The sequence below is a fragment of the Dechloromonas denitrificans genome (genome assembly GCF_001551835.1).
Taxonomy (GTDB): Bacteria; Pseudomonadota; Gammaproteobacteria; order Burkholderiales; family Rhodocyclaceae; genus Azonexus; species Azonexus denitrificans.
The window spans coordinates 64,404-82,676 of sequence record NZ_LODL01000019.1 but is presented as its reverse complement, the minus strand read 5'-3'; the positions used below and the strand labels follow the sequence as shown (position 1 = coordinate 82,676).

Genomic DNA, 18,273 nt, shown 5'->3' with positions numbered 1-18,273 from the left:
CAGTACCAGGTCAAGGCCGCCGACATCGGCCTCCGCGCCAAGACCTACCTCGAGCAGAACGGCGCCAAGAAGGTCAAGTAGCCTTGAATATTGATTTGGCTCATTAAAGTAAGTGGATGGCTGGGCTAACCTAGCCATCCACGTAAAATGGAGGGTAAACCCATGAAAACTGTAATGTTTTTTGCAATCGCAGCACTTGCCGCCGGCTCTGCCATGGCGGCTCCGGATGGCGCCAAGCTGTACGCCGAAAAGACCTGTAACGCCTGCCACGGTCCGAAGGGCGACAAGCCGCTGATGCCGAACTATCCGAAGGTTGCCGGCCAGAATGCCGCCTACCTCGAAGCCCAGATGAAGGACATCAAGAGCGGCGCCCGCAACAACGGCCAGACCGCCGCGATGAAGGGCGTCATGCACCTCGTCAATGACGAGGAAATCAAGGCCATCGCCGACTACCTCGCCAAGCTGAAATAAGCTGGAAAAGCCCGCATACCGGGCTTCTGACACACATCAAGGAATGCTGATATTCGATGACGGAGAATTCATCAACCGTTTCGGATCATCGACCGTAAAAGGAATACAGACATGAAAAAATCATTGTTGCTGGTTGCACTTCTCTCCGCTGGCGTTGCCTTTGCCGGCCCACCGGCCCCGCATCAGGGCGGTATTGAGTCGAAGGATTACAAATGGAATGCCCAGGAAGGCGAAAAGATTGAAGCCCTGAAGCTCAAGGGCGACAAGAAGAACGGCCAGGAAGCCTATGAAGTCTGCGGCGCCTGCCACCTGCCCTCCGGCGCCGGTCGCCCGGATGGCACCTTCCCGCAGCTCGCCGGCCAGCACACCACGGTGCTGATCAAGCAGATGGCCGACATCCGCGCCGGTCTGCGCGACAACCCGACGATGTACCCGTTCGCCGCCACCCTGACCGACCCGCAGGAACTGGCTGACGTTTCGTCCTACATCGAAAGCCTGTGCATCCCCATCGAGCACGGCAAGTACGAAGGCCCGGATGCCGCGATGCAGATCGCCAAGGGCAAGGAACTGTACGAAAAGCAGTGTCTGGAGTGCCACGGCAAGAATGGTGAAGGCGAGAAAGCCAAGTTCTACCCGGTGATCGCCGGCCAGCACTACAAGTACCTGCTGCGCCAGATGACCGAAATTCGCGACGGTCACCGCCGCAATGCCAACCCGGACATGGTCAAGGTCATCAAGCCCTACACCAATGACCAGCTGGTCGCGATTTCCGCCTACCAGTCCAGCCTGGTCATGCCGGGCAACATGTGCAAGCCGAAGGCCGGCGCTGCAGCTACCAAGAAGAAGTAAAGTGGCAACCTGGTTGCCTGGAGCTCCTTCAGGCAACCATTCCCGGCCCCCGGCCGGATGTATCGAACAGAGAGCAGCAACATGGAAAAACAAAACAAAATCATCGGTGGCCTGACCTTCATTTCGCTGGTCTGCCTGATTGCCGCCTACTTTGCCCCGATCTGGTGGGTTTCGCTGACCGCCCCGAATTACCCCGAAGATGCCTTCCCGGACGGCATCCGCATTCACTTCCACTTCGACGGTGTCTATAACGGCTGCAAGGCGGCCGGCAAGGGCACCCGGATGGCCAACGAGATCATCCAGAAGGATCTGGCGCACGACGACGAGCGCTACAACCCGGTGCTCGATGCCAAGAAAAACGTCGACAAGGGCGCCGAAGGTCTCGATTGCGTTCATGAAATGAACACCATCAATCACTACGTCGGCATGTTCCCGATCGCCACCGGCGCCCCGGTCGAAAAGCCGCTCGCCAAATTCTTCTTCGGCTTCTTCGCAGTGATGATGCTGGCCTTCACGCTGCCCAAGAAAAAGGCCCGTCTGGCCACGTTGACCGCAGGCTTCGCCGCCGTCGCCGCCTGGATGCTGGTCGACCAGTTCGTCATGGGCCACCTCGAAAGCCATGTCCAGGCCTACATGCAGGAATCCGGCACCTTCTTCCGCGACCCGGAACGGATCAAGGCCTGGGGCGACAATGTGCGCAACATTTCGCAAGTCGTCATCTTCGGTTTGATCGCCGTCATGGGAGTGGTCATCGGCGGCGTCGCCCTGCTGCGCCCCTTCCAGTTGCTGCTGGCGCTGGTCCCGGCCCTGCTCCCGGTCTTTTTCGTGATCACCTACGCCGGCTGGCTGTGGTTCTTCGGCCACAACCTGCACCCGTGGGGCGCCTTCACCGTCAAGCCTTTCATGCCCACCGTTTTCGGCGAAGGCAAGGTCGCGCAGTTCTCGACCTTCTCCTACCCGTACTGGGGCTATGGTCTGCTGCTGGTCATTTTCATCTGCATGATGCTGGCCCTGCTGATTCGCCGCAAACAACTGCGCGAAGGCGCTGCGGAGTAGTTCGGTGTCAAAGCGTTCTCTGGTAACCCGGGCCGGTCTGGCGACGGCCCTTCTCCTTGCCTGCCAGATCGGCAACTCGGTGCAGCAACGTGACGACAATGCCGACATGGGCGGCCAGCCTCGGGTCGATATCGACCGCCCGAAGCCGACCTACATGCTGCATGAGCGAGACAAGCGGGTGCATGGCCTGCGCCCCTTCCAGGACCTGGTCGACAAGGCCCCGGCCGGCTCGGTGCTGAAGCCCCCACCGGGCGTCTATGCCGGCCCGGTCGTCATCAACAAGCCGCTGATCATCGAAGGCGGCGGCCAGGTCACCATCGATGCCGGCGACAAGGGCACGGTGATGGCACTGAACGCCAGCAACTCGGTGCTGCGTGGCCTGCGCCTGACCGGCTCAGGCGACTCGCACGACACCGACGACTCCTGCCTCGATGTGCGCGGCCACAACAACGTCATCGAAGACCTGAAGCTCGACAACTGCCTGTTCGGCTTCGATTTCAAGCAGTCGAACAACAACCTGATCCGCGGCAACACCATCCGCTCCAAGGATCGCGAACTCGGCGTCCGCGGCGACGGCCTGCGCCTCTGGTACAGCCACGACAACATCGTCGAGAAGAACCAGATCATCGACTCGCGCGACATGGTCGCCTGGTATTCGAACAAGAACGTCTTCCGCGACAATCTGGGTCGGCGCAGCCGCTACTCGATCCATTTCATGTTCGCCAACGACAACATCGTCGAACGCAACCAGTTCTACGACAACGCGGTCGGCGTCTATTTCATGTACACCGAAGGCGGTGCCGTCCGCAACAACGTCATTTCCCACGCCACCGGCGCCACCGGCATGGGCATCGGCTTCAAGGAAGCGTCCGGCACCGTCATCGAAAACAATGAGATCATTTACTGTGGCATCGGCATCGGTTCCGACCTCTCGCCGTTCCAGCCGGAAAGCACGATCGAGATTCGCGGTAACCGCTTTGCCTATAACGGCATCGGCATCCTGTTCAACAGCGAAACCGGCGGCAACAACATGATCGACAATGTCTTCGAGGGCAACCTGACCCAGGTCACCTACGGTGGACGCGGCGACAACAACAATAACCCCCGCAATTTCTGGCAAGGCAATTACTGGGACGACTTCCAGGGCTTCGACCGCAACGGCGATGGTATCGGCGACCAGAAGCACGACCTCTACGCCTACGCTGACCAGATCTGGATGGAAATGCCGGTAGCCCGTTTCTTCCGCAGTTCGCCGGTCATGGAATTGCTCGACTTCCTCGAACGACTGGCGCCATTCTCCACTCCCGACCTGATCCTGCGCGACGAACAGCCACGCTTCATCAAGCCAGCAAGGGCGGCACTATCATGAACACTCCCACCCCGCAAAAGCCGAAAAAACCGGCGATGTCGATTGAAAAGGCCCAGAAGGCCCGGCGCAAGTTTCTGCAATCGCTCGGTCTGGCCGGCGGGGTGATCGGTTTGTCCTTGCTCGGCTACATCCCGGTCAGCAGCGCCAAGACGCCGCGTCTGCGCCCGCCCGGCGCCCTCAACGAATCCGACTTCCTTTCCTCGTGCATCAAATGCGGCCAGTGCGTGCAGGTCTGCCCGGTGCAGGCGATCAAGCTCGGCGACCTGAACGACGGCTTTGGCGTCGGGGTGCCCTACATCGATGCCCGCGAGCAAGCCTGCGATTTTTCCTGCGATGCCGTACAGTGCGTCCTGGCCTGCCCGACCGGCTCGCTGACCTACAAGAAGCCGGACTTCCTCAAGATCAGCGATGGCGCCAAGCTGGCCGCCGCCCCGATCCTGAAAGCGAAGGAAAAGGATGCCGAAAGCACGCTCAACCTGAAGGAACGCATCGGCGTTGCCCGCCTGGCCCGGCCGGAATCTTGTCTGGCCGTGCAGGGCAAGCCCTTCAAGGGGCAGACGCGGGGCGCCGCCTTCACGGGAAAAATGCGCTACATGGACGTGGACCGCTGGAAACCGATCCCGATCCGCGACCACCCCTACGACCTTGAGCTGTGCGACCTCTGCGTCCAGGCCTGTCCGGTCAAGAACGCCCTTGAACTGCGCCCGATCAAGGGTGCCGACGGCGTCGAACGGATGACGCCGGTCGTCCTCGAACCCTGCGTCGGCTGCGGCGTCTGCGAGATGATCTGCCCGGCCGAACCGGCCGCCATCGTCGTCGATGCCCGCGCCCCCTGGAAAGCCTGATATGAGCCGCTTTACCGAACTGTTCATGGGCATGCTGGGCGCTGCCCCGAAAAAACCCGAGAAGGTTGCCGACAAGGTGCAAAAGATCATGTTCCTCAAGTACGAGGACAAGGATCGCTATATCAAGGAAAAGCTGCACGCCCGTGAGCACCATGCGATCAGCCACAAGTGGCGCAATCGCCGCTGGGCCGTGCTGCTCGCCGTCAATCTGCTGTTCGTGCTCTCTTTCTGGCTCGACATCCAGATTCTCGAAGGTTCGCTGACCGCCTCGCGCTTCGTCGGCTTTCACCTGATCGACCTCAATTCGGCACTGCAGGTGATGCTCGCCCACAAGCACATCATCGTTAACCTGTTCATCGGCACTTTTACCGTCTTCCTGATCTGGGTATTGCTCGGTGGCCGAACTTTCTGTTCCTGGGTCTGCCCTTACCACCTGCTGGCGGAATGGACGGAAGCCCTGCACCTGAAACTGGTCGAGAAAAAGATCGTCACCGATCACGAATTCCACCGCGGCACGCGCACGGTGTTCTGGCTGCTCTTCGGCCTGATGTCCATCGTCACCGGCTACACCGTCTTCGAAACGCTGTCGCCGACCGGCATCCTGTCCCGGGCGCTGATCTACGGCCCCGGCCTGGCCCTCGGCTGGGTCGGCCTGCTGCTGCTCTTCGAGATCTTCTATTCGCGCCGCGCCTGGTGCCGCTACGTCTGCCCGATCGGCCTGACCTACGGTGCGGTCGGGGCGATTTCCCCGCTGCAGGTCAGCTATCTCGTCGAGCACTGCTTCCACGAAGGCGACTGCCGCAAGGTCTGCCTGGTGCCGCATGTCCTCGACGTCACCGTCAAGGGCCGGGCCAGCGAGGAAACGATGGGCCTCGGCCCGGATTGCACGCGCTGCGGCCTGTGCATCGACGTCTGCCCGACCGGCGCCTTGCGCTACGAAGTCAAAGGGCTGTCCAAACTGCTCTGAGCCGCCCCGGCCTGCCCAATGGCAGGCCTGGCAAGGCAAAACACCTTGCGGATTTTTGATCGAAATTCAATGTCGACCGCAGCAGCCTCCCTATAATCGCGCCCATGATCCAGTTCAACAACGTCGCCAAGACATTCCGCCGTGCCCGTGTCCTCGATGGCATCAGCCTCAATATCGGACTCGGCGAACGTGTCGCCCTGATCGGCTCCAACGGGGCCGGCAAAACCACCCTGATCCGCTGCCTGCTCGGCGAATACACGCATGACGGCGCGGTCGCCATCAACGGCCTCGATCCGCGCAGCAACCGTACCGAAGTGCTGGGCAGCATCGGCTTCGTGCCGCAGTTGCCGCCGCCGCTGAAAATGCCGGTCGGCCAGCTGATCGACTTTTCCGCCTCGCTGTGCGGCACCGACCCGCAGCGCATTCATGCCATTGCCAAACGCCTCGGCCTCGATGTCGAAAACATCCTGACCCGGCAATTCGTCCGCCTTTCTGGCGGCATGAAGCAGAAGCTGCTGATTTCCATCGCCCTCGGCCGCGACGCCAAGGTGCTGGTGATGGACGAACCGGCCGCCAACCTCGACCCGGAAGCGCGCAAGATCTTCTTCGACCTGCTGGCCGAACGCCTCGACGATGCGACGATGATCATCTCCAGCCACCGGCTCGACGAGGTTTCGGCGCTGGTCAATCGCGTCATCGAAATGGACATGGGCAAGGTCGTCCTCGACGACCAGGTGGCCGATGCGGTGTCGATGACCGCGACGCTGGCCTGCCGGGTCGTCCTCAAGCGCTTCGAACCGGCGTTCGCCAAGGCACTCGACGGCTGGAACATCAGCTGCAGCGACGACAGCCTGACCTGGACCGGCAGCATCGCCGGCCCCGACCGCCTGCGCTTCCTCGGCATCATTTCCCGCTACACCGCGCTGGTCGGCGACCTGTCGCTGGCCGAAGCGGACAACTGAGCATGTGCGACCCGCATCGCCGCCGGTTCATCGGCCGCCTGGGTCTCGGCGGTCTGTTGCTGACGCCGCTCGCCGCCGCCCTCTCCGGCTGCCAGAAAGACGGCTGGCCGGAAGGCATGGCCGAGATCAAGTGGGACCGCGAAAACTGCCCGCGCTGCAGCATGGTCATCTCCGACCGGCGCTTCGCGGCGGAAATTCGCGGCGGCCCGAAGGACATGGTGATCAAGTTCGATGACATCGGCTGCATGACCTTCTGGATTCGCGAAAACCTGCAGAAATACCCGTGGCTGGCCGAGGCCGCCACCCGCATGTGGGTGGCCGATTCAGCCGGCAAGGGCAAGGACGTGAACTGGCTGGACCCGCGCAAGGCGCATTTCGTTACCCGCAGCTCCCCGATGGGCTACAACTTCGGCGCCGTCGTCTATCCGCAGATGGGCAGCCTGGATTTTGAGAGCATGCGCCAGCATGTGCTCGCCAAAGGAAAGTAAATGAAGCAACTGTGGCTCACCGCCAAACTGGATATCGTCGAATCGCTGCGCGCCCGCTGGTTCCAGATCTACACCCTGATCTTCGGCGGCATCGTCGCCCTGCTCTTCCTGTTCGGCCTGACCGAATCGCGCGTGCTCGGCTTCATCGGCCTCTCCCGCCTACTGGTCACCTATATCCAGCTGACCATGGCCATCCTGCCGATCTTCGTGCTGATCACCACGGTCCGCTCGGTAGCCGGCGACCGCGAGGCCGGCGTCTTCGAATACCTGCTCTCGCTGCCGGTCTCGCTGTCCGCCTGGTTCTGGGGCAAGATCGTCGGCCGCTACATCGTCGTCTTCGCGCCGGTCTTCCTTGCCATGCTCGGCGCCGTCGGCTGGGCGACCGTGCAGGGCATCGAAGTGCCGTGGAACATCTTCGGCTACTACACCGCCCTGCTCGCCGTGATGGCCATGTGCTTTCTCGGCATCGGCATGCTGATCTCGGCCATCGCCCGCAGCACCGACATGGCACAAGGCGCCGCCTTCCTGGTCTGGCTGACCTTCCTGCTCTTCCTCGACCTGATCCTGCTCGGCGTCATGATCCAGGGCAAGGTCTCGCCGGAAATCGCCGTCACCCTCGCCCTGGCCAATCCGCTGCAGGTTTTCCGGACCGCCGCACTGGCCCTCTTCGACCCGCAACTGATCGTGCTCGGCCCCTCGGCCTACGTCATCCTCGACCTGTTCGGCGCCGAGGGCTACAAGATCTTCGCCCTGGCCTACCCGGCAGCGCTCGGCCTGCTCAGTGCTACCATCGGTTACTTCCTGTTCCGTCGCGGCGACCTGCCTTGAAAAAACTTCTGCCTACCCTGGTTTTTGCCCTTTTTGCGACGTTGACCGCAGGACCGTCCGTAGCCGATGAACTGCCGGCCTCCGGCCCGTTGTTCGCCGCCACATTGAGCGATCTCGACGACAAGCCAGTGGCGCTCGAGCGCTACAAGGGCAAGCCACTGGTGGTCAATTTCTGGGCCCGCTGGTGTGGCCCTTGCCGTGCCGAGATCCCCGAACTGATCAAGTTCCGCGCCAGCCACAAGGGCAAGATCGAAGTCCTCGGCATCGGCATCGAGGACAAGGCGGAACCGGCCAAGGAATTCGCCAAGGCCTACGAGATGGACTACCCGGTGCTGATCGCCAAGGAAAAAGGCATTCCGCTGATGCAGGCGCTGGGCAACAGCAAGGGCGGCCTGCCCTACACGCTGTTCATCGACCGCAACGGTCAGGTCGTCCAGAAAAAGATGGGCCTGATCCGGAAGGCCGATCTCGACGCCGCTGCCGCGCTGCTGCTGAAGAACTGAGCCGGCCGGCGCTCACCGCCCGGAACGCGGTGGACGGTTCAGGGCGACCAATTCAACGACACCCCAAAACAGCGTACTGCCCAGGGCAAGAACGGGGTGGGTAAGCATTCTCCGCAGTCTGGCGTGCATTCGCATTCTCCTGCCCGGCAGATCGACGGCCGGAAATTACCCGCTGCAGCAGGCGTCGCTGCAAGCGAGGCATTGTCATGAAAATTTCATCTTCAAGCACGGGGCTTGGCCCTTACCATAACGCCGAAATGTTAAGCCGGCATGTCAGCCCTGCTGCTGGGGAATCGCCCAGCCATTAGGGCCTGCCCAAACTCTTCGCCCAAGGTGCTCCGGAATTGCGAGACGTAGCCGATTCAGGCCTCAATGAACTGCTCGAACTGGAAGCCATCATCCGGCAAGGCGGCAACCATCTCCAAACCTATGAAGCCTGCGCGGTATGTCTCGGCAAGCAGGAATTTCCGGTACAGGTAATCACCCTGGGCAATCCCGATCCAACACTGCCGGTGGTCGGTTTTTTCGGTGGCTTTCACGGCCTGGAGAGGATCGGCACCGCGGTCGTTCTCGCCTATCTGAACAACCTGGTCCGACGCCTGCCCTGGGACAGCGGGCTGCACCGGCAACTGGAATCGGTGCGCCTGGTCTTCATGCCCATCATCAATCCCGGCGGCATGTGGCGCGGCACCCGGGCCAACCCGAATGGTGTCGACCTGATGCGCAACGCGCCGCTGGAGGCTGAGGAAAGGGTGCCCTTCCTGTTCGGCGGGCAACGCATCAGTTCCCGCCTGCCCTGGTACCGGGGGCCGGCAAACGCCCCGATGGAACAGGAGAACCAGGCGGTGTGCACCGTCGTGCACCAAGAGTTCTCCGGCCGCCCCTTCGGCCTCGCAATCGATTGCCACTCCGGGTTCGGCATCAATGACCGGATCTGGTTTCCCTATGCCCACACCACGACGCCGATTGCCCACTTGCCGGAGATGCATGCGCTGAAGGAAATCTACGACCAGACGCATCCCAACCATCGTTATGTCTTCGAGCCGCAAAGCCGCCAGTACCTGGCGCATGGCGACCTCTGGGACTACCTGTACCAGCGCCTCAGTTCGGCGCCGGGGCGGGTCTTTCTGCCGCTCACCCTGGAAATGGGCTCCTGGCTGTGGGTCAAGAAAAACCCACGGCAACTGTTTTCCCGGCACGGCATTTTCAACCCACTGATCGATCATCGGCAGCAGCGGGTTTTGCGCCGGCATGTTTCCTGGCTGGACTTCCTGGTCCGGGCCGCCTGCAGTTACCAGCACTGGCTGCCGGGCGACGACCAGCGCGCGCTTTACCGCGAACACGCCTTGCAGCACTGGTACCGGAAGGCCATCCCTTGAGCACCTGGATTCTGTTGCGCGGCCTGACCCGCGAGTGCCGGCATTGGGGAGATTTTCCGGAAACCCTGCAGCGTGAGTGCAGCGGCGCCACGGTCTGCTGCATCGACCTGCCGGGCAACGGCAGCCTGCATGCGCAGGCCAGCCCGCCGCAGGTGCTGGCGATGGCGGAACACTGTCGTACCCAACTGGGCGAGCGCGGCATCGACCCGCCCTATTTCCTGCTGGCGATGTCGCTCGGTGCCATGGTCGCCATCGACTGGGCGAATCGCCACCCGGCAGAACTGGCCGGCTGTGTGCTGATCAACACCAGCCTGCGCCCCTTCAGTCCCTTTTATCACCGCCTCAGACCACGCAACTATCCATCCCTCCTGCCGATGTTATTGGGACAAGGTGATGCCTCCTGCCGGGAAAAAACCATATTGCGCCTGACCAGCAGCCAGCCAGAACGGCCGGAAAAGCAGGCCGAGTGGGCAGTTTACGCCCGGCAAAACCCGGTTTCGCCAGGCAATGCCTGGCGCCAGTTGCTGGCCGCCGCCCGCTATCGGGCGCCCTTGCACAAGCCTGCCCCCCCCATGCTGGTTCTGGGCAGTGCGCAGGATAGTCTGGTCAACCCCGCTTGTTCGCGCCAGTTGGCACGGCTCTGGAATGTCGCTTTTGCCGAACATCCAACGGCCGGGCACGACCTGCCGCTCGACGACGGTGCATGGGTAGCCAGCCAGATCCGGTGCTGGCACGAAAAACTGAGCCGAACGGCATGACGCCACCTCGGCCAGCGGCGCTCCCCACCCTGCCGGCCTTGCTCGTCGGCAGCCTGGCCGGGCTATGGCGCCGCCCGGCAGCCCCGCCGCTTCAGGACGGGCTTTCCCGTCACTTTGCAGTCGCCGGCATCGACCCCAAGCATGCTGCGAGCTACTGCCGACTCTTCGATTTCCGCCATTCCAGGCTACCCCTAAGCTATTTCTATCTGCTGGCCCAACGCGCCCAACTGGCCTTGATGCTGGATCGACGCTTCCCCCATGCCATTCCCGGCCTCATCCACACCGGCAACGACTTGCGCCTGCATGCCGTGCCGCGCATGGATTTCGGCCTGACGATAGCGGTCTCGTTGGGGCCGCAAGCCAGTACAGGCAAGGCACCGACCCTCACTTTCGGTTTCGAAATGAGCCAGCTTGGCCGCTGTGTATTGTCCGGTAGCAGCGAATACCGGCTACCGAAAAGCCGCCGCCTGACACCCTCCCTCCATATCGAGCCCGAAAAAATGCCGGCCTCCCTGCCGGCGCTCGCCTGGTCATTCGAGCCGTCGCAGATTCGACGCTACGCCCTGCTCTCTGGCGACTACAACCCGATCCACCTGTCGTCGCTGCTGGCCCGACGCCTTGGCTTCCGTGGGGCAATTGCCCATGGCATGTATTCCGTCGCCCGCGCCACCGCCTGTATCGAAGCCGAAACCGCTCGGCCCCTGCTGGCGATTAGCGCCACTTTCCAGTACCCGATCCACCTGCCGGCCCGGGCCATCTTCGGCTGCGAGGTAGTCGACGCCACGCACGGCAGCTACAGTGTTTTTCTACCGAAAGAACAGCGAATCGCAGTCAAGGGCCTCTGGCAAGCCGCCCTGGCATGAGCCGCACAGGTGCGGAAATCCGCACATGCCGAGCCGGTAATTCCGGGATTCCGCATCGACGCTTACTCGAACCGACAACAAAACAATCCTAATTCAACGACTTAACAGCCGACGCCCGCCTGGCACATCTCCTGCAATCGTATTCACGCAATCCGCACTGCGGCCTACGAAAAACTCTGGAGGAGATATCCATGCACAAGTCCATCCGTCTTGCCCTGCTCGCCACTTTTGGTGTCGGCGCCCCGCTCGCTGCACTGGCTCAGGCACCCGACGTCGTTCGTCTGGGCAACCTGAAGTTTGCCCACTATGGCGCCGTCTCCTACATGAAAGAGGCCTGTGGCAAGTACAACCTGAAGGTCGAGGAACGCATGTTCCCGAAAGGCCCGGACATCATGCCGGCGATCGTCGCCGGTGAAATCGACATCGCCGCACTGGCTTCCGACGGTGCCATCTCCGGCCGCGCCAACGGCGTGCCGATCGTCACCGTCGCCGGCTTCGCCAAGGGCGGTGCGCGCATCGTTGCCGGCGTCGATTCCGGCATCAAGTCGCTGGCCGACATGAAGGGCAAGAAGGTCGGTGTCACCCGCGGCGGCGCCCACGAGCTGCTGCTCTACGCCGAGCTGGAAAAGGCTGGCCTCTCCTGGTCCGACAAGCCGGGCAAGGATGTGCAGATCGTCTTCCTCGCTTTCGCCGACCTCAACCAGGCACTGGCCGCCAAGCAGATCGACGCCATGAACCAGTCCGAACCGCAGTCGTCGCAGGCCCTAAACAAGAAGTTCGGGGTTGAGATCATGAAGCCCTACACCACCAAGATGGGCGAGCCGGTCCGCCTGCTGGTGATGACCGAGAAGATGTACACCGAGAAAAAAGACGTCGCCCAGCGCCTGATGAAGTGTTTCGTCGAGACGACCGCGCTGTTCAACAACGACACGGCGCTGGCCGAAAAGTATGTCCGCGAGTCGATGTTCAAGGGCCAGATCTCCCCGCAGGACTTCAAGGACGCGATGGATAACGCCGACTACACCTACGACGTCAGCCTCGAACATATCGACATCACCACCGATTTCATGAACAAGTACGGCGTCGGCCGCATGCAGAAGCCGCCCAAGGCCGCCGAATGGGTCAAGCTCGACCTGCTGCAGAAGGCCAAGGCCGACCTCAAGGTGAAGTGAGGCGATCCCGATGAAAAACCTGAAAAACTTCCTGCACGGCGCGCTGGTCCCGGTGCTGCTGCTCATCCTCTGGGAGGCCGGCTCGCGCTTCGGCCTGTTCTCCGAAGTCCTGCTCCCGTCGCCGACCGCGGTTGCCGCCAAGTGGTGGGCCTACCTGCTGCCGATGCAACCGCAGGAGGCAGGGCAGAGCTACCTGGCCTGGCTGATCTCCGGCGAATTGCTGCATGACGCCTATTCCAGCCTGTTCCGCGTCATCGCCGGCTTTGTCATCGGTGCCGGCCTGGCCCTGCCGCTCGGCCTGCTGATGGGCGCCAGCCCGCGTACCTACGACCTGTTCAACCCGCTGATGCAGATCCTGCGGCCGATTCCGCCGATCGCCTACATTCCACTGGCGATCCTCTGGTTCGGCCTTGGCAATCCGCCGTCCTTCTTCCTGATCGCCATCGGCGCCTTCTTCCCGGTGCTGATGAACACCATCGCCGGCGTTCGTCAGGTGGACGGCATCTTCCTGCGTGCCGCCCGCAATCTCGGGGTCGGCCAATGGACGATGTTCACCCGCGTCATCCTGCCCGCCGCAACGCCCTACATCCTGGCCGGCGTGCGGATCGGCATCGGCACCGCCTTCATCGTGGTGATCGTCTCCGAAATGATCGCGGTCAATGACGGCCTCGGCTTCCGCATCCTCGAAGCGCGGGAGTTCATGTGGTCGGACAAGATCATCGCCGGCATGATCACCATCGGCCTGCTCGGCCTCTTCATCGACAGCGCGGTCAGCCGCCTGAACAACCATCTGCTGCGCTGGCACCGCGGCCTGGAGCACTGATATGGCCCAAATCATCGTCAACAACGTGCAGAAAGTCTTCAAGACACCGGGCAAGGATGTCATCGCGCTGAAGGACATCAATCTCGAAATCAAGGCCGGCGAATTCGTCTGCCTGCTCGGCCCCTCCGGTTGCGGCAAATCGACGCTGCTCAACGCCGTGGCCGGTTTCGCGCTGCCCTCGGCCGGCGAGATCACCGTCGAAGGCAAGAAGATCACCGGCCCCGGCCCGGATCGCGGCATGGTTTTCCAGGAATACGCGCTGTTCCCGTGGATGACCGTCGCCCAGAACATCGCCTTCGGCCTGGAAATCCAGAAGAAGGAAAAGGCCGAGATCGACCTCACCGTCAATCAGCTACTCGACCTGCTGCACCTCAACGACTTCCGCGACCGCTTCCCGAAGGATCTGTCCGGCGGCATGCGTCAGCGCGTCGCGATCGCCCGCGTCCTGGCGCTGGATTCGCCGATCATGCTGATGGACGAGCCGTTCGGCGCCCTCGACGCGCTGACCCGGCGCAACCTGCAGGACGAGTTGCTGCGTATCTGGAACAAGCTGGGCAAGACCATCCTGTTTGTCACACACTCGATCGAGGAGTCGATCTACCTGGCCGACCGCATCGTGGTGATGACCTACCGACCGGGCACCGTCAAGCGCGACCAGGTCGTCGACATGCCGCGGCCGCGCGACCCGTCGTCGGCCGCCTTCAACGACCTCAAGCGCGAACTCGGCCGCCTGGTCATGGAAGAACAGCAGCGCCATGCCAACGACGAAATGAAGTTGGCTGCGGTAGACTGAGAAAAAAGGCCAAAATCGGTAGGATGTCGGGGTGAATCCCAATCAAGCCCCCAACCCTGCCGGCCGTAAGCGCCGCACCCTGCTCCTGCTCGGTGCGGCAATTTGTTTCTGCCTGCTGCTCGGCTGGCTGAGCTACCGGGTCTTCTTCGGTATTTACCTGAGCAACGAACGCCATCTCTCGGCGCAGCGCCTGGATGCCTTCGCACGCTCGCTCGAAGCGACGCTCGCCCGCCATGAATCGCTGCCCGGCCTGCTCGCCCTCGACCCGGCACTCGCTGCCCTGCTGCGCGAACCGGCCAACCCGCAACGGATTGCCGCCGCCAACGCCTACCTCGAAGCCGCCCAGCAAGGCGCCGCCGTCGCCGTCACCTTCCTGATCGACGCTCAGGGCATGACGCTGGCCGCCAGCAACTGGCGCCTGCCGCGCAGCTTCGTCGGCCACAACTACGCCTTTCGCCCCTATTTCCGCGACGCCCTGCGCGACGGCCTTGGCCGCTTCTATGGCGTCGGTGTCACTACCGGCGAACCCGGCTACTTCCTCGCTGCGCCGGTTCGCGACCAAGGCGAGGTACTCGGCGTCATCGTCCTCAAGGTCGGCCTGGAGTCGATGGAACAGGCCCTGGCCGGGGCCGGCGACACGCTGCTGCTGACCGATGCCGATGGCGTGGTCTTCCTCTCTTCCGACCGCAAGCTGCGCTACCGCACGCTGGCCCCGCTCGGCGACACGGTCACCGCCCGCCTCGCCGAAACGCGGCAATACGGCAACCAGGCGATCACCCCGCTCTCGGCCACAGCCATTCCCACCGCCCCCAGCGAACCGCAGAGCCTCGCCCTGCCCGGCGAAGCGCCGCGCCAACGGCTGATCCACACCCGTCCGGTCGGCAGCCTGGGCTGGCAGGTCGTCCAATTGGGCGACCCGAGCGAGGCCCGTGCCGCCGCGCTCGGCGCCGCGACCGCGGTCGCCTTCGCCGCTGCCTTCGGCATTGGCCTGGCCGCCCATTTCCGCCACCGCGCCCGCCGCCGCGAGGAACTGCGCCGCGTCTATGGCGAGCTGGAAAACCGCATCGCCGAACGCACGGCCGACCTCACCGAACAGATCGCTGCTCTCGAAAGCACCAAGGCCATCCTGCGCGAAACGCGCGATGCCGCAGTCCAGGCCGGCAAGCTGGCGACGCTCGGCCAGATGTCGGCCGGTATCAGCCACGAACTCAACCAGCCGCTGGCCGCATTGCAAACCTTCGCCGACAACGCCAGCGCCCTGCTCGCCCGCGGTCGACATGGCGAAGTGGCCGAAAACCTGCAGATGATCAGCGAACTGGTCGAGCGCACCGGCCGCATCGTCCGCCAGCTCAAGATCTTCGCCCGCAAGGAAGCGCCGACGCCGCAGCCGGTCAGCGTCGCCAGCGCCATCGAGCACGCGCTGATGATCGTCGAGCCGCGCCGCCGCGAAACCGCCGCCCGCATCGCCGTCGCTCCGGTCGCCCGGGACCTGCGGCTGATCGCCGAAGCCGGCCGCCTGGAACAGGTGCTGGTCAATCTGCTGCGCAACGGGCTGGATGCAATGGCCGGCCAGGCCGATGCCCTGCTCGAAGTCGGCACCCGCCATGACGGCGACAAGGTCGCCATCGAAGTCCGCGACCACGGCCCCGGCCTGCCCGAGGAAGTGCGCCACCACCTGTTTGAACCTTTCTACACCACCAAGCCGGCCGGCGAAGGCCTCGGCCTCGGCCTGGCCATTTCGCTGACCATCGTCGAAAGTTACGGCGGCACGCTGAGCGCGCACAATGCGCCCGATGGCGGCGCCGTTTTTGTATTGACGCTGCCTGCCGCAGGAGACCCCGATGCCCCATCTGACACTTGAATACACTCGCAACCTGAGCAACTTCAACCCGACCCGCGCCCTCGCCGCGCTCAATGCCGCGATGTTCGACTCCGGCCTGTTCAGCGAGCCGGACATCAAGAGCCGGGCGATTGGCCTGGAAACCTTCCTGGTCGGCATCAGCCCGAGCCCGCGCGGCTTCGCCCATGTCCGCATCGCCCTGCTCGCCGGGCGCAGCGCCGAGGAACGCAAAGAACTGGCCGATGCCGTGCTCGCCGCGCTGATCGCTGCGGTCGACCCGCAAAATCGGGCAGAAATCCAGCTCAGCGTCGAAACCGTCGACCTCGACCGGCCGAGCTATGCCAAGGCCGTGCTCAATGGCTGACTTTCCGGTTTTTCTGGTCGAGGACGACGCTGCCGTCCGCAAGGGCTGCGAGCAGGCGCTGTCGATTGCCGACATCCCGGTGCGCGGCTTTGCCGACGGCGAAAGCATGCTCGCCGCGCTGGCCAGCGCCAGCCCGGCGCTGGTCGTCAGCGACGTCCGCCTGCCCGGCCGCGACGGCCTGACCCTGCTTCGCGAACTGCGCCAGCACGACCGCGAACTGCCGGTCCTGCTGATTACCGGCCATGGCGATGTCGGCATGGCGGTCGAAGCGATGCGCGAAGGGGCACACGACTTCATCGAGAAGCCCTTTCCATCCGAACGGCTGGTCGCCGCCGTGCGCAGCGCGCTGGAAAAACGCGCCCTGCTCCAGGAAAACCGCCAGCTCAAGGAACGCCTCGGCCACGGCGTCAGCCAGATCATCGGCCAGTCGCCGGCCATGCAGCACATCCGCCGGCTGGTCGCGACGCTGGCGCCGACCGGTGTCGATATCCTGATCAACGGCGAAACCGGTTGCGGCAAGGAAGTCGTCGCCCGCGCCATCCACGAAGCGAGCGGCCGGCGCGGCCCATTTGTCGCCATCAACTGCGGCGCCCTGCCGGAAACGGTGTTCGAAAGCGAACTCTTCGGCCACGAAGCCGGCGCCTTCACCGGCGCCGGCAAGCGGCGCATCGGCCGCATCGAGCACGCCAATGGCGGCACGCTGTTTCTCGACGAAATCGAATCGATGCCGCTCAACCTGCAGGTCAAGCTGCTGCGCGTGCTGCAGGAGCGTAGTGTCGAGCGCCTGGGCAGCAACACAGCGATCCCGGTCGATTGCCGGCTGGTCGCCGCCAGCAAGGCCGACCTCAAGGCGGCTTCCGATGCCGGCCAGTTCCGGGCCGACCTCTACTACCGCCTGAATGTGGTCAGTCTCGACCTGCCGCCCTTGCGCCAGCGGCGCGACGACATTCCGCTGCTGATGGCCAATTTCCTGCAGGAGGCCGCCAACCGCTACCAGCGCCCGCTCGCCGCCTGGACGCCGGCCGACCTCGCGCGCTGGGCGGCGCACGACTGGCCAGGCAATGTGCGCGAACTGAAAAATGTCGCCGACCGCTGGGCGCTCGGCCTGCCCGATGCGTTGCGGGCCGTCGCGGCGCCCGAAGCGGCCAGCCAGTCACTGGCCGAACAGGTCGATGCCGCCGAAAAGCGCGCCATCGAAAGCGCCCTGCACAGTTGCGCCGGCAATGTCGCGCAGACCGCCGAACTGCTGCAGACACCGAAAAAGACGCTCTACGACAAGCTGACCCGGCACGGCATCGTCGCCGAGCAGTTTCGCCACTGATCGCAGCGCTGGCGGCGAGACAAACGCCATGCCTGCGGTCGACCGGTCAAAAAAGGCAAAAACCAGGCAGCCCTAGGCAGCGGCCTGTGCCGCATGCTGGTCGGCCAGGGTGTTGCCGCGACAGGTGGCATGGCCGCGTATCCAATGAATCGTCGCTCTGGCCAGCGTCGCGGTGACGCCCAGTTCGGCACAGAGCGCAGCCAGGGCCGGGTCCTGAGCCAGGCCGATGGTCGCGGCGCGACTCAACCGGGTCACCGCGTCCTGATTATCGGAAAACAGGCTGGCTTCCCGCCCTGGAAACTGGCGCTCGACCTCGGCCAGCGCGAACAGGGCGGCCAGCAATTCCAGTTCGTTGCTGCCGGTCAGCGGCACCGTCCGCGTACTGACCAGCGGCTCGCCCGCCTGATCGGCGAAGAGCACCGCCGCCAGCCCACCGTGCCGGCGCTGGCTGGCATCGCTGAAGACCAGCAGACGCCCGGCGAACTGCTCGGCCAGCCGGGCCGGCAAGGGGCCGATCGACGGATAAAGGATGCGGGCGACCTTCTTTTTTCTTCTTCTCGGCATGGGCTTTCGCGGCTTCGGGCAAACGGGGGCCAAGAATAATCGGAATTCGCGGCCTTTC

General features: G+C 63.5%; 20 protein-coding genes. 19 read left to right on the top strand and 1 reads right to left on the bottom strand.

Annotation, left to right across the window (positions count from 1 at the left end; genetic code table 11):
* The first annotated feature begins 174 nt into the window (after positions 1 to 174).
* The 19 genes from AT959_RS08200 to AT959_RS08110 all read left to right on the top strand — a co-directional run bounded on the left by AT959_RS08200 (position 175) and on the right by AT959_RS08110 (position 17,651).
* On the top strand, positions 175 to 471 hold the full coding sequence (locus tag AT959_RS08200) for a c-type cytochrome (protein ID WP_240481785.1): 297 nt from the start codon (positions 175 to 177) through the stop codon (positions 469 to 471).
* 111 nt (positions 472 to 582) lie between these two features.
* Entirely contained in the window at positions 583 to 1,320 is a 738-nt protein-coding gene (locus AT959_RS08195; protein ID WP_066882508.1) for a c-type cytochrome, read from the top strand.
* A gap of 81 nt (positions 1,321 to 1,401) precedes the next feature.
* Positions 1,402 to 2,376, top strand: coding sequence for a hypothetical protein (locus AT959_RS08190; protein WP_066882506.1), 975 nt, complete (start codon positions 1,402 to 1,404; stop codon positions 2,374 to 2,376).
* 4 nt (positions 2,377 to 2,380) lie between these two features.
* Positions 2,381 to 3,745 (top strand): nitrous oxide reductase family maturation protein NosD, encoded by a 1,365-nt coding sequence (nosD, locus tag AT959_RS08185; RefSeq protein WP_066882504.1) that lies wholly within the window; start codon positions 2,381 to 2,383, stop codon positions 3,743 to 3,745.
* Positions 3,742 to 4,590 (top strand): 4Fe-4S dicluster domain-containing protein, encoded by an 849-nt coding sequence (locus AT959_RS08180; protein ID WP_066882502.1) that lies wholly within the window; start codon positions 3,742 to 3,744, stop codon positions 4,588 to 4,590. Before nosD ends, AT959_RS08180 begins: the two co-directional genes overlap by 4 nt.
* Position 4,591: 1 nt before the next feature.
* Positions 4,592 to 5,557 (top strand): NapH/MauN family ferredoxin-type protein, encoded by a 966-nt coding sequence (locus AT959_RS08175; RefSeq protein ID WP_066882500.1) that lies wholly within the window; start codon positions 4,592 to 4,594, stop codon positions 5,555 to 5,557.
* Between the two features lie 104 nt (positions 5,558 to 5,661).
* On the top strand, positions 5,662 to 6,519 hold the full coding sequence (locus AT959_RS08170; protein ID WP_066882498.1) for an ABC transporter ATP-binding protein: 858 nt from the start codon (positions 5,662 to 5,664) through the stop codon (positions 6,517 to 6,519).
* A gap of 2 nt (positions 6,520 to 6,521) precedes the next feature.
* Entirely contained in the window at positions 6,522 to 7,007 is a 486-nt protein-coding gene (locus tag AT959_RS08165) for a hypothetical protein (protein ID WP_066882496.1), read from the top strand.
* Positions 7,008 to 7,835 (top strand): ABC transporter permease, encoded by an 828-nt coding sequence (locus AT959_RS08160; protein WP_066882494.1) that lies wholly within the window; start codon positions 7,008 to 7,010, stop codon positions 7,833 to 7,835.
* The gene (locus tag AT959_RS08155) at positions 7,832 to 8,338 is read left to right on the top strand and encodes a TlpA family protein disulfide reductase (RefSeq protein WP_066882492.1); all 507 of its coding nucleotides are present in this window, start codon (positions 7,832 to 7,834) and stop codon (positions 8,336 to 8,338) included. Before AT959_RS08160 ends, AT959_RS08155 begins: the two co-directional genes overlap by 4 nt.
* A 344-nt stretch (positions 8,339 to 8,682) precedes the next feature.
* Positions 8,683 to 9,717, top strand: a complete 1,035-nt coding sequence (locus AT959_RS08150) for a M14 family zinc carboxypeptidase (RefSeq protein ID WP_066882490.1) — start codon at positions 8,683 to 8,685, stop codon at positions 9,715 to 9,717.
* Positions 9,714 to 10,475 carry an alpha/beta fold hydrolase gene (locus AT959_RS08145; RefSeq protein WP_066882488.1) on the top strand — a complete coding sequence of 254 codons (762 nt, stop codon included), beginning with the start codon at positions 9,714 to 9,716 and terminating at the stop codon, positions 10,473 to 10,475. The genes AT959_RS08150 and AT959_RS08145 overlap by 4 nt, the downstream gene beginning before the upstream one ends.
* Positions 10,472 to 11,338, top strand: coding sequence for a MaoC/PaaZ C-terminal domain-containing protein (locus AT959_RS08140; protein WP_066882486.1), 867 nt, complete (start codon positions 10,472 to 10,474; stop codon positions 11,336 to 11,338). The genes AT959_RS08145 and AT959_RS08140 overlap by 4 nt, the downstream gene beginning before the upstream one ends.
* 191 nt (positions 11,339 to 11,529) lie before the next feature.
* Positions 11,530 to 12,510: an ABC transporter substrate-binding protein gene (locus tag AT959_RS08135; RefSeq protein WP_066882484.1), complete on the top strand. Its 981-nt coding sequence runs from the start codon at positions 11,530 to 11,532 to the stop codon at positions 12,508 to 12,510.
* A gap of 10 nt (positions 12,511 to 12,520) precedes the next feature.
* Positions 12,521 to 13,333: an ABC transporter permease gene (locus AT959_RS08130; RefSeq protein WP_066882481.1), complete on the top strand. Its 813-nt coding sequence runs from the start codon at positions 12,521 to 12,523 to the stop codon at positions 13,331 to 13,333.
* 1 nt (position 13,334) lies between these two features.
* Positions 13,335 to 14,126, top strand: coding sequence for an ABC transporter ATP-binding protein (locus AT959_RS08125; protein ID WP_066882478.1), 792 nt, complete (start codon positions 13,335 to 13,337; stop codon positions 14,124 to 14,126).
* Positions 14,127 to 14,157: 31 nt separating this feature from the next.
* Entirely contained in the window at positions 14,158 to 15,987 is a 1,830-nt protein-coding gene (locus AT959_RS08120; protein WP_066882477.1) for a sensor histidine kinase, read from the top strand.
* Positions 15,968 to 16,330: a 5-carboxymethyl-2-hydroxymuconate Delta-isomerase gene (locus tag AT959_RS08115; protein WP_066882475.1), complete on the top strand. Its 363-nt coding sequence runs from the start codon at positions 15,968 to 15,970 to the stop codon at positions 16,328 to 16,330. The genes AT959_RS08120 and AT959_RS08115 overlap by 20 nt, the downstream gene beginning before the upstream one ends.
* Entirely contained in the window at positions 16,323 to 17,651 is a 1,329-nt protein-coding gene (locus tag AT959_RS08110) for a sigma-54-dependent transcriptional regulator (RefSeq protein ID WP_066882473.1), read from the top strand. Before AT959_RS08115 ends, AT959_RS08110 begins: the two co-directional genes overlap by 8 nt.
* A gap of 72 nt (positions 17,652 to 17,723) precedes the next feature.
* Here the strand turns inward: AT959_RS08110 and AT959_RS08105 are convergent, their stop codons facing one another.
* Positions 17,724 to 18,215 (bottom strand): RNase H family protein, encoded by a 492-nt coding sequence (locus AT959_RS08105; RefSeq protein WP_066882471.1) that lies wholly within the window; start codon positions 18,213 to 18,215, stop codon positions 17,724 to 17,726.
* Positions 18,216 to 18,273 lie beyond the last annotated feature (58 nt).